The following is a 14746-nucleotide window of genomic DNA, read 5'->3' on the forward strand; positions in this document are numbered from 1 at the left end:
CTGCTAATTTGTTAATTTTAATAATTAACAAGTTAATTATTTAAATTATACTAAATTTCGGGCATTTTCGAAGCAAAATTTGCAACAAAAAAACGCTAATTTTCTTTGTAGTTAACTAGCATTTTTAAAATTTTTAATTCATGTAAAGTTAGTCTTCGATATTGACCTTTTTGCATATTTTTAACAGTTATATTTGCAAATTCAACTCGATTTAAATCTAGCACTTTTTTATCAACAAGTTCAAAGAGTTTTTTAACATGATGATAGCTTCCCTGATGAAGAACAACGTAATAACTTTTGGTATCAGCTGGATAAATTTCTTGCGTACTTCTTTGGTTATTTATAATTACTGGCTTTGATAAAATTTCCATTTCTTTATCTGTTAAAGGAGCAGAAATTCTAGCACGATAAATTCTTTTAATTTCACTTGATGGATGAGTTAATAAATTTGATAGTTTTCCGTCGTTAGTTAATAGCAATACTCCAGTAGTATCGTAGTCTAACCTACCTACTGGAAAGATTTTTTTGTCGGTATCAATTAAATCAGTAACTTTAACTCTATTGAAATTATCTTTTAAAGTACAAACAGTATTTTTAGGTTTATTTAAAACAAAATAAACTAGCTCTTCTCTTTGAGTTATTGGTTTATTATTAACTAAAATTTCATCTTCAAAGCTAGCCTTAGTTCCTAAAGTCGCTATTTGCCCATTAACTTTTACTTTTTTTTCTAAAATTAATTTTTCTGCTTCTCTTCTAGAGCAAACTCCTGCTTGAGAGAGAATTTTTTGCAATCTTTCTTGCATTATTTTAATAAACCTTCGTAGATTTTTATTTGTCTATCAGAAAATACTACGCCTTTGTCTTCATTGAATTTAATAACGTGTTTAATTACTTCTTTAAAGCCTTCTTCAAAGTTTTCAAAAACAATTTTTCTTAATTTTTGAACACCAGCAAATTTTCTTCCTTGACAGATTTTATCGCTAACAAAAATTACCTTATCAAATAGTGAAATTTTTTGCTTGCTTCTATCGTCTAAATTGGTATGAATTCTAACTGCATGCAAAATATCATCATTATCTAAATGATATTCATGTTTTAGTCATAAATAAGCGCAGTATTCATGAAGCTCATGAAATTCTAGCTCTGCACTAGGATCGTATTTTTTAATATATTCTCTTGATTTTTCTTCGCTTCATTCTTTTGCGAAATCATGCATTAGTCCGGCATAATATGCATCTTTAGGATTAAGCTTTAAGTTTCTAGCAAGTTCGGCTGCCATTTGAGCAGTAAAAACTGAATGTTTTGATAGCCTTGCACTTTGAACTTGGAAAATTAATTGATCTAGATATAGATAATTTTGAGCAATATATTTTGCAACTCTAGGATCGACTTCTTCTAAATTACCTTTTCTATATTTAGTCGATGATTCATAAAATAAATTATTATCAAGTAAAAGACAATTAAACTTTTTAATGTTTTTTTTGTTAATAGCTTTTTCTCTTTTAAAAACTGCAATTTTAACCGATGAAGCAATTTCATCGATTCCTTCTCATTTGTGCAGTTTTGGAAGATTATCGCTACCTAATAAAAAGAAAAGTTCATCGTTTTTATATTTATTTTTTAGATACTTAATAGTATCGATTGTATAGCTGATGTTTTTTCTTTTAATTTCAAAATCACATACTTCCATTTTGTCTTCTAAAACAAGTGAAAGCATGTTTAATTTATCTTTTCCTGAAATGGTTTTTTGTTTTAGCTTATATGGTGAAATGTGATTTGGAACTAAAAGCAGTTTATCTAGTTTTAATTCCTCGATTGCATATTGGGCTAATTTCATGTGGCCTTTATGTACTGGATTAAAAGTTCCGCCAAAAATGCCTATTTTCATATTATTTTCCTAAAAATGAATTGAAAGTTGATTCAATTTTTTCTTTCTCTTTTTTGTTTTCAAGCTCTTTTTTATATCTACCAAGAGTTGTAACTTTATTAATTTTAATTATACTATTAATCTGGTTTGCAATTTCAATTGCTTTGCTATTTTCTATCGGTTTTTCAAAGAGATTTAAATTTATTTCCAAATCGTATTCACTTTTTAAATTAGAAACCGAAAATCCAATAGAATTTAGCTTTTTATTTTCATAATTTTTTTGATAAATTTCATAAGCATATTTTCAAAAACATTTGAATTCTTGACAATATTGCGGTATTTTTTTGTTTTTATTAATTCACTTTTTAGATTGAATTCGAGCTTTAACGTTAATAGTATTTGATACTAGCGAAGAATACCTTAACCGATTAGAAACTAGTGCTACTATTTCTTTTAACCTTTTCAAAACTTCTTCTTGAGGAATATTTATATTTTCAAACGAAGATTCATGACCGATTACTTTTGATTTTTTTATTTCAGGAATTATTTCTTCGTATTTATCAAATTTTAATGCGTCTAAATATTTATAAGCAGTTGTGCCAAAAACTTCAACTAAGCTTAAATCCTCAATATTTCTAGCATATAAATCTTTAATGTAATAAATATTTAAAGTTTTAAGTTTTTCAGCCAGGCTTTTACCAATTCCATAAAAATCAATAATTGGTAAATTTAAAATATTTATTAAATTCATTTTATTTGTCAGACCAATTCCAAATGGCTTATTTAAATTGGTTGTCATTTTGGCATATCATTTTGTAGTTGAAATTCCAATGGTAATAGGAATGTCAAAAACTTCCAAAATTTTTCTTTGGGTGTATTTAGCTAAATTAAGTGCTTTTTGTTCGTCATTGACTAAATGATTGACATCTAAATAACATTCATCAACTGATGCAATTAAAATTTTATGGCTAATTTTTTCTTGTAAATAAGCAAATATTTTTCTTGATAAATTTGTATAAAGTGAAAAATCTTCGCTAACAAAAATGGTGTTAGGCTCTATTTTTAAAATATCGCCTCTAGTCATTCCAGCTTTAGCGCCTTTGGCTTTTAATTCATAAGAAACTGAAACCGCAAGTGATTTATAAGAACTTCTAGCAATAGCTACTGGTTTATTTTTTAAATATGGCTTTATAGTTCTAACAGCTGATACAAAATAAGAATCAAAATCAATATGAAATATAAAGCTTTTTTTATTTGGATTCATCTTCTAATTTTTCTATGTATTTTGAAATCATTAAAGCGCATTGAAGGCGATTGAAATGATTTTTAGTATTAAAAAATACTCATAGATTTCCAAGTTTTTCAAGCTCGCTATCGCTTAATAAATTTTTATCTAAAAGTTTTTTGTATAAGTTATTTATTTCAAAAACTTCACTTAAATTTTTATTTTGAATTTGATCAATAAAAATACTAGCGCTCGACGCGCAAATCAAGCACCCTTGAGTGTAGTGTTTTATATCTTTTAATTTCTTATCTTCTATTGTGGCATTGACTACTAATTTATCGGAGCAAGTGTTATTATAAAAAACATTTTTTTCTAAAATGTTTTTATCAAAATGCCTAGGATTTACATAATGATCCATAATTATTTTTCTGGCTTTATCTTTATCAAATTCCATAATTACCTTCAACATTTTTTAGCTCTGATATTAATTTATCAATATCTTTTTTATTATTATAAATTCCAAGTGAAATTCTTACAAAAGAATATTGACTTTGAATATTTCTTAAATATTGTGAACAAAATATTCCGGCAATTGTATATATATTTTTTGAACCTAAATAATCAGATACATCTTGTGCTGGAATGTTTTTAAAATTAATAAGAGCGATGTTATCACCAGGTGATGAATAAATAACCAAATTTTTAACTTCAGTTAATTTTTCATGTAAATATAAACTTAAATCATTGAGTATTTCTTGAGTTTGCTCGTAGCCTATTTCGTTAAAGAAATCTAACGATTTATCAGCCATGAAAAAGTTAGCAATATTTGGAGTTCCAGGTTCGAATAAAGTTAAATTATTTTTAAAATTAAAGTCTTTATTTTTTTTAACTTCAGCTAAACTCCCTCCACCAAATTTTGAAAGAGAAAGTTTTTTAATTAGCTTTTCTTTTAAAGCTAAAACTCCCATTCCAGTAGGACCGTAAAACTTATTAAAACTAAAAGCAATGACGTCATACTCATTAAGTGATGTTTTTTGGTGTGATATAGATTGCGCGGCGTCATTGACTAAAATGACATTATATTTTTTGCAGTAATTTACTATAAATTCATAATCTTCTTTTGATTGAAAATTATTATTTTCAACGCTTAAAGAAATCAAGGATATTTTATCTTGATGCTTTAGTATTTCTCTGGTTATATTTTCGGTAATTATTAATTTGAATTTATTTTTTTTAGATAAATTAATTCAAGGAAGTAAGTTCGCAGCGTGGTTGTATCCTGAAACTATAATTAAATCTTTTTCAGAAAAATTATGACCATACATATCGACAAAATAATTTATCGATTCGGTAGTTCCGCTGGTAAAAATTATCTCGCTAACTTTTGCATCTAAAAGGCTGGCAACTTTTTCTCTAACGCTTTGAATTTGTGAGTTAACTAAAACTCCAATAGGAGTATCACTAGTTCGAGATGAAATTGAATATTTTAAATAAAAATCTCTAAGAGCATTAATGGCGCTAAGTGGCTTTAATACAAGTGCGGAATTATCAAAATAGATAATATCTTTTAGTATTGGAAAATTAGCTCTGAGATTTTTTTTCATAATTTATAAAACAATTTTTAAAATTTTAATTAGTAGGTAATTATAATTTTCAACTTCTTGAAATTTTTCTAAAAAATTATAATAATATTTCAGCTTATTATCAATGCAACTTTGTTTTGAAAAATTACTTGGAATATTATTTTCGAAAAACATATTGACAAATTTTTCTAGCTTGTGATTAGCAGCAAGCTCTAAAGTGTGTCAATGTAAAAACTGGAAAAAGTTTTCAATAATTTCAACAAAGACTTCTTTTGAAATTTTATTGTGAACTTTATTAAAAGTTAAATAATTAATAATTTCATTATGCTTATAATCATTTAGCTTTAGTCCGCCTTTAATTATTTTTTTAGAAAATTCTTTTTTTGAAAGGTTTTCTAAATGAAGAAAAATATTAGAGCAGCTAATAATTTTTTTATGGTACTGAATTAAAAAAATTTCTAGCTCTGTTTTGCTATCGATGAATAATTTTTGAATTTTATTTAACGTTTGATTTAAAAGCTTCAATTTTTACCTTTGTTTTGTAGTAAGTTTCTAAAAGTGCATTTGTAAATTTAAATAAATTATAATCAATAGAATTATATTCTTTTGCAGATGTATCGCTTGTTAATTGGAAAAATATTTTAGTAATTTCTACCGCTTCGTTGATTACTATTCTAGCGTCGATGAATTCAAATTCAGCACATGCGTTAAGTAGAATTGCTCTAAGCATATAACTTAGTCTTTGTCAATTTCAGCTTGGATCTAAAAGGCTTTCTAAAAAGTTTTTAAAATAGTCATAATTTTTTAAAACTACAAAAACCTCTTTAGTTTGCTTTGCATCTAAATATGGTTCCATATTTAATACAAAATCAAAGTCTTTTTGTAAGTTTAATAGCTCTACTTGATATAGAATTTGAATTTTTTCAATTCTTTTTTGCCTTTGTGTTTTAGGTTTGTTTTGAGTCATTTTTCCTACTAATATAAATGATGCATTTTAGCGTCTAAATATTTTTTCTTTAAAACAAAAAACGGTGCCATAAGTGCTACTACTAAAAATGTATAAAAAGGGATTATAAATACAGATCTTAAAAGAATAGGAATAATAGCTAGTTCATATGGATTTCTAGGAGGTTTACCATTGATTCAACTAAATCAACGAATGTAGGCATATGGTCCTCATAGCCATCTAGCAACTACCACTATTATAGTAACGATGATAAATGAAATTATTAATCTAAAAGCAAAATCTTTTTTACGATCTAGCTTAAAGTCTTCATCTTTTTTAACGCTTATGTATAAGTAGTAAATGCTTATTCCTAGCGATGTTAAAAACACAATTCCTGAAAGAACTATAAAGACAATTATTATGGTAATTGATACATTTCTAATTCCAAATAATGTAGAAATTCTTATCTCGCTAACTTGCTTAATTCCTACTTGGTAAGAAAAAACGGCAATAACAGCAATTAGCGCTCCTAAAAGAATCACATTTCCTACAACTATAGTAGTTTTTTTTCATTTTTCTAAAAAGTAGAAAAACGCACTTGATATTAATACTACAAATACCGGAACTATCGCATACACTCAGTGGTATGTTCCAATAGCTCCTTTAATTAATAGATTTAAAAAGTCAGCAAGAAGCGCAAGAATTGAACCTTTAAATCATCTTAAAACAAAAGCAAAAGTTATATAGAAAATATATTCTAAATTTATTCCAGTTAGTTTTAAAGCGCTAAAGCTAGTGATAAATGAAACTATTAAAAAAGTACCTAAAAGCACTGCCGCTATTGAAATATCGAAAACTGAAAATCTAAATAGGCTTTTAAAATATGGCGACTTTAAATAAAAACTAAATTTTTCAAACAAGCTCAGTTTTTGGTCTTCTAAAGATATTAAATTATTTTCAAAATCATAAAAACTTCTAAAGTGCATCTTCTTTTGAAAGTGATACAAGTTTCAAAAATATTGAAGTGGAGCAAAAAAGCTTAAAAGAAAACTTACAAATACAAAAAGTCCGTATCTTTCATTATTTTCAACGTCAAATCAAATTAAAGATTTTTTAACCTTTTTATTAATTTGATTTAAGTTAAATAAATTAAGTCCAAATGAAAGGGCAAATAAAAATATAGCAATTCCTCTAACGCTTCAAATGTAGGTAAACATATTTTTCTCTCAAAGCGCTTTAAGGGCTGCAATTTGCTCCTCACTAGCATTAGCTGGAATATTTCCAGTTAGATGGAAAAAGCCAGGAAGAGTAGTTATAACTAAAGCTATTCCTACTAGTAAAACTAGAAAGCTAAATAAATTAAAAACCAAACCTTCCTTTAAAGAAAAGTAAATTCTTTTGTTTTTGAAAATATTTCAAGAATAAGATCATCTATTCGATGTATTTTTAAGTGATTTTGTGAAAAATGCCATTGTTTTTTCCTATTTTATAGATTTTATATTATTATACTAAACAAAACTTTAATTTTTTTAAATATTAAAAGTATAATTACAACATGAAAAAATTAGGAATTATCATTGATTCTTTTTCTAGTCTTAGTAAAAAAGAAGCACAAGATTTAGGGTTTGAATTTCTCTCACTTCAACTAGAAGCTGATGGGAAATTATATCAAGATGGAATTTTAGATGCAAAGGAAATGCTAGAAACCGTTAGAGACGCTAAAGTGGTAGCAACTTCGCTACCCACTTTAGAAAGCATGGAAAATGCAATTAAAACTCAATCTGAAAAATACGAAAAAGTTTTATATCTAGGAATTAACCACGAGATTTCTTCAACTGGTAAATATATGAAAACTTTTTCTCAAGACTTTGAAAATGTTTATGTTTTTGATAACCACTTTAGTGGATATCAATTAGTTTATGCTGCTCTTCTTGCACAAGAAGAATATGAAAAACATCAAAACTTTGATTTAGTTTTAGAAAAATTAAACTTTTTAAATGAAAACTCTCAAACATATATTCTTCCTGAAAGTTTAGATTATCTAATTAAAGGCGGAAGACTAAAAGGATTTAAAAAGTTCATTTTAAAAACTGGAAGATTAATTCCTTTAATTGAATATAAATTAAGCGGACACGTAATGGTTGCTAAATTAAATAAAACCGTTACTGGTGCTTTAAAGAAAGTATTTAATAAAGTTTTAGAATTAAAAGAAACATTCAAAAACTTAGAAGTTCATTTAATAAGTGGACTTAGTGAAAAACTAAATTCAGAAGTTTTAGAGCTTGCAAAAGAATTTAATGTTATTGTTTCTAAGGTTTGCATTGCTTCATCTGTAACAGTGGCTCATACCGGCCCAAATGCCGTTGCTATAGCATTTATGCCATCAATTGAAGAATTTAAAAAATAATTGTATATTTTAAAAATTTTATGCTACAATTCTACTTGAGGCGAGTTGTTGCCTCATATTAGATTCACTGTAAATAGATAGTAAATAGAATAAAAACAAACGCATATATAAAGGTGATTAAAAACTTCTTTCATTTTTATAATCTCCTCTATAATAATTTCTCTGTAAAATATAATTTTGAGTAGTTTAATTCCTGTAAAACTACTCAACTTGCGAGTGTAGTTTAATGGTAGAACTTCAGCCTTCCAAGCTGACTGTGAGGGTTCGATTCCCTTCACTCGCTCCATTTCAAGAAATTGACCAAAAAATAACCTTTGCTTGGGTTATTCCCACATTGTAACTTCCAAGTTATCACTCTCAAAAAAATATTAAAATTTTTTTGGGAGTTTTTTTATTAAAAACTTACTACAAAAAGAAAGAAAAATGCTCTCAAGAGAGCATTCATATATAACCATTAAAAATTATAGACGAATTTCTTATGATATTCGCAAAAAATAAAATTTTTATTACAAAACTTTAACTTTTCTCTTAGAAAAATGGCTAAAGATCTCGAAATTTGTCATTCTTCATTGATTAAAGAAATTAAAAAACTCAAGTGAATATGGATATGATGCAAAGCTTGCTAGAAAATCATGACATTAGAATTCGCTAAAAACCACTTTAAACTTAAATCTGAAATTTATAAATTTAAAGAATTTAAAGAAAAATTCTTAAAAATTTATAACGCCAAAGAAATGACAGTTGAAAGCACTCTGGAATTTATCAAGCGTAACTATAACATTAAATGTCCTTCAATTAAAACGATTTACAATTGAATTAATTCAAAAAATTGAAAAATAAATCGCAAAAATTTACTTAGAAGCAATTATGTATTTGCGGCAAAAGGCAAAAATCTCTCCAAGAGTGGCTTGCTTGAAAACGCTGAGTTAGGCCTTTTTGAACTAGTCCTTTTAAAATCGGATTAAGAAAAAAATTGGCCACTGGGAAGCAAATTTAATCAAAGGTAAAAGAGAAGCTAAGGCTCATTTACTGCTTTTCCAAGAAAGACTCATCAGATTTGTTTTAATTAAAAAAATAATGACTAAAAATCCATGAAATCTAAATTTAGAACTTTGAAATTTAGTTAAAGGCTATTGAATTTAATGTCAAATCCATTACCATAGATCAAGGCTTAAAATTTAACTTAATTTTTTATATAAGATATAGATTAAAAATTTATATTTATAAAGCTCATCCTTATGCTTCACATCAAAAAATAACTACCTAAAATATCAATAAATACATTCGAAGATATTTCAAAAAAAGCACTAACTTTGAAAAAATTGATGACCTTGAAATTTGAAAAGTTTAAAACATATTAAATCTAACTTGAAGAAAATTCCTAAAAAATTAAAAGCATCCAAACGAAATGTTTCATGAATATAATTAAAACAAATATTTATGAAATCTAATTCCTAAAGATATGCCACTATATACCAGAGCTAAAGGATTTGTACCAAGAAACAAAATTCACAAATACTCAAAAAAGAAAAAATAATAACTAATGAAAAATAAAAGCCGATTTTTAAAGTCGGCAATTTTATTAAATTGTAAGTGGTAACTTGCACTTTACAATATGGGACGAATACGCCTTATTTATAGGTGTATTCGTTTTTTCTTCATTCCAACTTGGAAACTCAGGAAATAAAATTATAACTCGAAGGTTATTAAAAAAATATAGAAAAACTAATTAAAAAAGAATTTCTATATTTTGATTTTTTAGAAAAAAATTTTAAAAAAATTTATCTTCTTATTTTTAGATTTTGTCCTTGATATTGATTTAATTCTCCGGCATAACCTTTAACAATTGCATCTCAAATTGTTTGATATATTTTTTTCTCTGAATTATGAGGATCAACTTTTGAATCAGTTTCATAGTACATATAAGCAACTATAGCATCTGAAGGCATATTTCAGTCGTAAACTGATCCTGTATTTCCAAAAATAAAGTTTAAATCCGTTTGAGTTTTTGATGAATCTAAACCTAGTAATTTAAGTTTTTTATTTTCTTCAGTTTCACCTAAAGAATCTATATTTTTTCTATTTTCTTCTTCATTTATAAGTTCATTAAATGATTTTCTAATAGAAGGAAGAAGACCATATCATCAAAGGCTGGCAAATGGAGCTTTTCTTGCAATTAATCAAACTATTAAAGTATTGATTCTAAACATTGCTCTAAATACAGGATTTTGTTTTTGATTTTCAGCTGTTATAGATCCATCTTGAACTTGTTTTATATATTCGCTTAATAAAGTTGAATTTAGACTTTTAAATAAAGCTTTAATTGAATCTTCAATTTTCTTCAAATTGAAAATACTTATATCAAAAGCAAAATCACTTAACGAAGAGCTTGTTGCAGCAGCTGTAGTTGCATTTTCGGTCGCACTTGGATTATATTTTCTAAAGTATGGAGCTATATATTCATAAACTCCTTGTGTTTTTGCAAAGTCAGATGAATCAAAGAGTAGATTTACAAATTTAGCAAAATTTAATGCTCCAAAATCAGAGATAAAACTTTGTATAAATCCAGTTAGAGAAATCATTTTTGCAAATGAGAATTGACCTTGGTCATTTTTAACAATTGCAAATAATGATTTTTTAAATACTTCCTGGAATTTAGCTAGTCTTTGAGTTTCTCTAGCTTTTCCAACAGCTTCAGAATCATCGACAAATAAAACTAAATTATTTTTTGAACTGCTTTGAGCTTCGCTAGTTTTATCTTGTGCCTTAGTTGCAAATTCGCTTGTAACATTATCAATTAATGAATCAAGAATTTGTTTAATTAATTGATTTGAAACCAATGATTTTAATAAGCTAGTTGAAAGGTTTTTAAATAAGTCTTTGTTTTCTTGATTATCTTCAAAGTTTATGTTTTGTTCTTTAAGTAAATCGAAAAATGACTTAGCTACAAATTCAACTAGATCAACATTTGTGCTGCTAAAGGCATCATTAAATCAAGTTAATAAGTTTTGATATAGCTTAGCTGCATCTTTATCTGCAACGCTTGGAGTTTGTGAATTTTCTGAATTATTTTCACTAGTTGAATTTAAAAGTTTTGCAACAGATTTAATTTTATCTTCACTAGTGATGCTAAAAGTAGAAAGCGCAGTTGATACTTGTGTATTTAATAATTCAGCTTTGGCTTTAGCTACTGACAATGCTTTAAAGTAAGCTACTAATAAATCTGAAAATCCATTAGCGTTTTTAAGGCTTTCTGCATTATCTACAAAGAAGTCAAATAAATCGCTAGCTACAAACTTAAAACTTTCTTGATTTAATAGTGATGATAAAACTTTATCGTCAAAGAACCTACCAAGAACGCTTGGGCTTTCTTCTTGGTTTTCTTGAGTTATTTGATCTTGTTGATTTTCTGAAGTTTCTAAAGTTTTAGCTTCTTCTTCGTTATTTGTAAATACCTCAACAACAAATTTACTAATTGAAGTTTTGTATACATTTAATAAATTGATTGTAAAGGTTTTTAGATCAGATTTAATTTCACTGAATTTAGAATCAGATGCGATTGTTGCAAACAATCTAATTACATTTGAATTACCCTGAACTCTAACAACGCTTGAAAAAATTCTCTTTAAATTATTTCCAGCAAGAAGATCATTTCAGAAATTAGAATTAAATAAATTATTTAATGTATTTTTGAAAAAGTCTGGCTGAAGAGTTTCTAAGAAAATAGAAAGCACTTTAGTTAAAAATTCTTGAGGATTATTAATTCCTTTAAATAAATCTTTGGTATCAGCATCGTTAGATAATATTGCATAAATTAATTCACCAAGTTTAGATTTAAAGGCTTCATTATTTGTTAAAAACTTTTGAAGATTATTAAGTTTAGCTGTTAAGTTGTTATCTTTTTTATCAAGATTAAATAGTGATTTAAGAAAATCATTTCAAGAATCAAATCTAGAATCATCACCATTTGTTTCAAATAGATTTTCAATTAAATCAGTTTTTAGTGATTCAAATTCATCGCTATTTAGCACTATTTTAAATAAATCTTTAAGCAGATTTTCTTTTCCAAAAAGTTTTTCTTTTAGATTTGTACTATCAAAAACGCTTTCAAAGAATTTATCATTATTTTTTAGTAAATCAAAAACGTTTATTAGAACTTGTTTTAACTCAGTTTTACTTTGAGTGTATAAATTGCTTTTGAATAGATTTTTAATTAATTCAAAGATTTTAGTTGTATCTTGAAGATAGTATTTAAAGAATTTAAGAATAAAATTAGAATCAAATTTTAATTCTAAATCGTTATTTAAAAATATTTCAAATGACGATTTTACTAATTCTTCAAAATTAGAATCCAGTGCTATAAATCTAATTAAATTTATTACAAGTAAAACTTGTTTTGCAGAGTCTATTCCTTTAAGTAGATTTTGCTCTGGATTTGTATTTAATAATTTAATTAAAGCGTTAGCGTCTAGCTGGATTAAATCGCTATTACCAACTAATGATTTAGTAATAGAAACTACAGCTTTTGTAAATTCATCTTTAAAAGTTTCATCTGCAAACATTTTTTGTAGCAGATCTTTAAAGTCAGTGCTTGTTTTAAATAACTCAGTGTTGTTAAATAATCTATCTAAGATTAATTTAATAGCATCTGCCATTCCTTTAGTTTCTAGCGCGATTTTTAAATTAGCATTAATTAAATTAGTAACAGTTTTATCTTTTGTATCAAAGACAAAAGAAGCTAAATTAGCAGTTAATTCACCTTTTGTTAAATTACCTGCAATAGTTAAAAATATATCTTTTAATTCGTTTAAATTATCATTTAAAAATTCACTAGTTAAAAGCGATTTAAGTAAAGAAAATAAATTATTTTGACTAAATAGTGATTTAGATACTTGGCTAATTAAAAATGGAAAATCGATTTTTAATTTTTCACTTCTAGCTTTTTCTAAATTATTTTGTAGATTAGAAATTGAATTTGGGATTAAATTCGAATCATATAAAAACTCTAAGAATTTTTCTTTATTAGATTTATCACTAGCTGACTCTGGCGCTTTATTTAATAATGCTTTTAATTTACCTTGTGGATCTAAATTTTTATATATATCGCTGGTTAAAAATACGTCAAGAGCTTTATTAGTTATAAAGCTAAATATTTGTGAAAGAGCTACTATTCTTTTTCCAAAATTGCTAGTATCTACTTTTGATTTTACAAATGATGTTAAGTCATCATTTTTATTTAAAAACTCTTCGCTAGATTCTCCAAAAATCTCTGCGCTATCTTGGCTTACTTCAAGTTGATATTTTAAGGTTTTTGAATCATCATTTAAATAATCAAAGTTAAAGTCGTATTTAGAAAGATCATCTAAATTAACTTTGGCGCTTCTAGTTATTTTTAGATAAATATCCATTGCCATTTTTTTATAGCCTTTATAGTTTGGATGAATATCGAAAAATATAGTTGAAAGCTCGTCGGCGTTTTTAATTCAATAATCGCTATTAAAAACATCAACGTAATAAATTTCTTTTTCAGGAGTTGCTAGGCTTTTTAAAAGACTATTAATACTTGTAGTTAGCGATTCTAATACTGAAAAATCTAAATTTCCAAAGTATTGTTTTAAATAAGCATCTAAAGTCTCTTTTAGTCTTAAAAGCGGCATTGGATATGAAACTAAATTAATATTAGCTCTTGGTGCTAGCGTTTTAAGCGCCGCTAAAAACGCATTTAATCTTGCCTTGATCTCTATTATTATGTTTTTAAATAAATTCGTAAAGATTAAATTATTATTACCTTTAGAATCAAGAATTGCTTGCTTTATGCTATTTTCATTTAAATTGCTATTTTGAATTTCAAAAAATAACAAATCAAAAAAGTCATTAGCTCCTAGTGTTAAAGTAACTAGGTTTGCATCTTTTAATTTATTTTTTAATTCGCTTGCTAGACTTTTTTGCTCTGCTTGAGTTTTTCCAAAAATATTTAGATTTGAATCATTAGGCTTTGAGTATATAACGCCAAGAAGACGCATAAACTGAAATGTAGTAGCTCCGCTAATGGCGTAGTTTTTAAAATCATCAAGACGGTTTTGATCTTGTAAGATCTTAGCCAAAAAGGCAGCATAACTGCTCCCGGTTACTTCATTATTTTTTAACTCCCCAGGATAGTCTTGCGGCAATGTTCCATCAAAACCAGCGGTAATTGAATCTCCAATCGCTACGTATTTAACTTTAGTATTTAAATCAATGAATTTACTTGATTTATCTAAAGCTGAAGCTACTTGAGTTTTTTGATTATCTTTATCTAAAGCTAGCTTAATGCCACAAGAAGTGGTTAAAATTAAGCTTCCTAAAACTAAAGAAGATAAAATTAAAAGTTTTTTCTTTTTCATATTTTTTTAGTAAATTTTATAGTCATCTTTCATCAAAATAAAATTGATAAAACAAATATTAAATGAAAATTTTCACAGCAAACAATTCTATGCAAAATAAATGAATTTTTTCATATTCTATAATTATATAAAACCTATTGATTTTAAGTAATAAAATCTACAAAATTTTTAAGAAAATTAACTAAAAATTTTTGCTAATTTTAAATTTAGAAATTTTGCAAAATTTAATTATTTAACCGAAAAATAGCGCTAAAAAAATAGGAAAAATTTTATTAATTTGCTATATAATTATTCCAAGGAATAAACAACTACATTGAACTTATTTTTGTTGAATT

11 protein-coding genes and 1 tRNA gene are annotated in these 14746 nt (G+C 26.2%); 3 read left to right on the forward strand and 9 right to left on the reverse strand.

What is annotated here, in order from left to right; genetic code table 4:
- Window positions 1–95: 95 nt before the first annotated feature.
- From VY93_RS01730 to VY93_RS01765, 8 genes are read right to left on the reverse strand one after another with little or no spacing between them, the layout of a single operon-like run.
- Window positions 96–803, reverse strand: a complete 708-nt coding sequence (locus tag VY93_RS01730; protein WP_020002942.1) for a pseudouridine synthase — start codon at window positions 801–803, stop codon at window positions 96–98.
- Entirely contained in the window at window positions 803–1888 is a 1086-nt protein-coding gene (locus VY93_RS01735) for a nicotinate-nucleotide adenylyltransferase (protein WP_020002941.1), read from the reverse strand. The genes VY93_RS01730 and VY93_RS01735 overlap by 1 nt, the downstream gene beginning before the upstream one ends.
- 1 nt (window position 1889) lies before the next feature.
- The gene (locus VY93_RS01740) at window positions 1890–3131 is read right to left on the reverse strand and encodes a Y-family DNA polymerase (RefSeq protein ID WP_020002940.1); all 1242 of its coding nucleotides are present in this window, start codon (window positions 3129–3131) and stop codon (window positions 1890–1892) included.
- Window positions 3118–3546 carry an iron-sulfur cluster assembly scaffold protein gene (locus VY93_RS01745; protein ID WP_020002939.1) on the reverse strand — a complete coding sequence of 143 codons (429 nt, stop codon included), beginning with the start codon at window positions 3544–3546 and terminating at the stop codon, window positions 3118–3120. Before VY93_RS01745 ends, VY93_RS01740 begins: the two co-directional genes overlap by 14 nt.
- Window positions 3533–4696: an aminotransferase class V-fold PLP-dependent enzyme gene (locus tag VY93_RS01750; RefSeq protein WP_020002938.1), complete on the reverse strand. Its 1164-nt coding sequence runs from the start codon at window positions 4694–4696 to the stop codon at window positions 3533–3535. The genes VY93_RS01745 and VY93_RS01750 overlap by 14 nt, the downstream gene beginning before the upstream one ends.
- 3 nt (window positions 4697–4699) lie before the next feature.
- Window positions 4700–5200, reverse strand: a complete 501-nt coding sequence (locus VY93_RS01755; protein ID WP_020002937.1) for a hypothetical protein — start codon at window positions 5198–5200, stop codon at window positions 4700–4702.
- Window positions 5172–5642 (reverse strand): transcription antitermination factor NusB, encoded by a 471-nt coding sequence (locus VY93_RS01760; RefSeq protein WP_020002936.1) that lies wholly within the window; start codon window positions 5640–5642, stop codon window positions 5172–5174. Before VY93_RS01760 ends, VY93_RS01755 begins: the two co-directional genes overlap by 29 nt.
- An 8-nt stretch (window positions 5643–5650) precedes the next feature.
- Entirely contained in the window at window positions 5651–7093 is a 1443-nt protein-coding gene (locus VY93_RS01765; protein ID WP_020002935.1) for a hypothetical protein, read from the reverse strand.
- A gap of 83 nt (window positions 7094–7176) precedes the next feature.
- Between VY93_RS01765 and VY93_RS01770 the strand changes: the two genes are divergently transcribed.
- From VY93_RS01770 to VY93_RS03865, 3 genes are all read left to right on the forward strand, one after another.
- The gene (locus VY93_RS01770; RefSeq protein ID WP_020002934.1) at window positions 7177–8028 is read left to right on the forward strand and encodes a DegV family protein; all 852 of its coding nucleotides are present in this window, start codon (window positions 7177–7179) and stop codon (window positions 8026–8028) included.
- Between the two features lie 212 nt (window positions 8029–8240).
- Window positions 8241–8314 (forward strand) — tRNA-Gly (locus VY93_RS01775).
- A 346-nt stretch (window positions 8315–8660) separates the two neighbouring features.
- The gene (locus tag VY93_RS03865) at window positions 8661–8993 is read left to right on the forward strand and encodes a hypothetical protein (protein WP_027332489.1); all 333 of its coding nucleotides are present in this window, start codon (window positions 8661–8663) and stop codon (window positions 8991–8993) included.
- A gap of 816 nt (window positions 8994–9809) precedes the next feature.
- Here the strand turns inward: VY93_RS03865 and VY93_RS01785 are convergent.
- Window positions 9810–14411 (reverse strand): SGNH/GDSL hydrolase family protein, encoded by a 4602-nt coding sequence (locus tag VY93_RS01785; protein ID WP_020003177.1) that lies wholly within the window; start codon window positions 14409–14411, stop codon window positions 9810–9812.
- Window positions 14412–14746 lie beyond the last annotated feature (335 nt).

Origin of the sequence: Mycoplasmopsis synoviae ATCC 25204, from assembly GCF_000969765.1 — a bacterium.
GTDB lineage: Bacteria > Bacillota_I > Bacilli_A > Mycoplasmatales > Metamycoplasmataceae > Mycoplasmopsis > Mycoplasmopsis synoviae.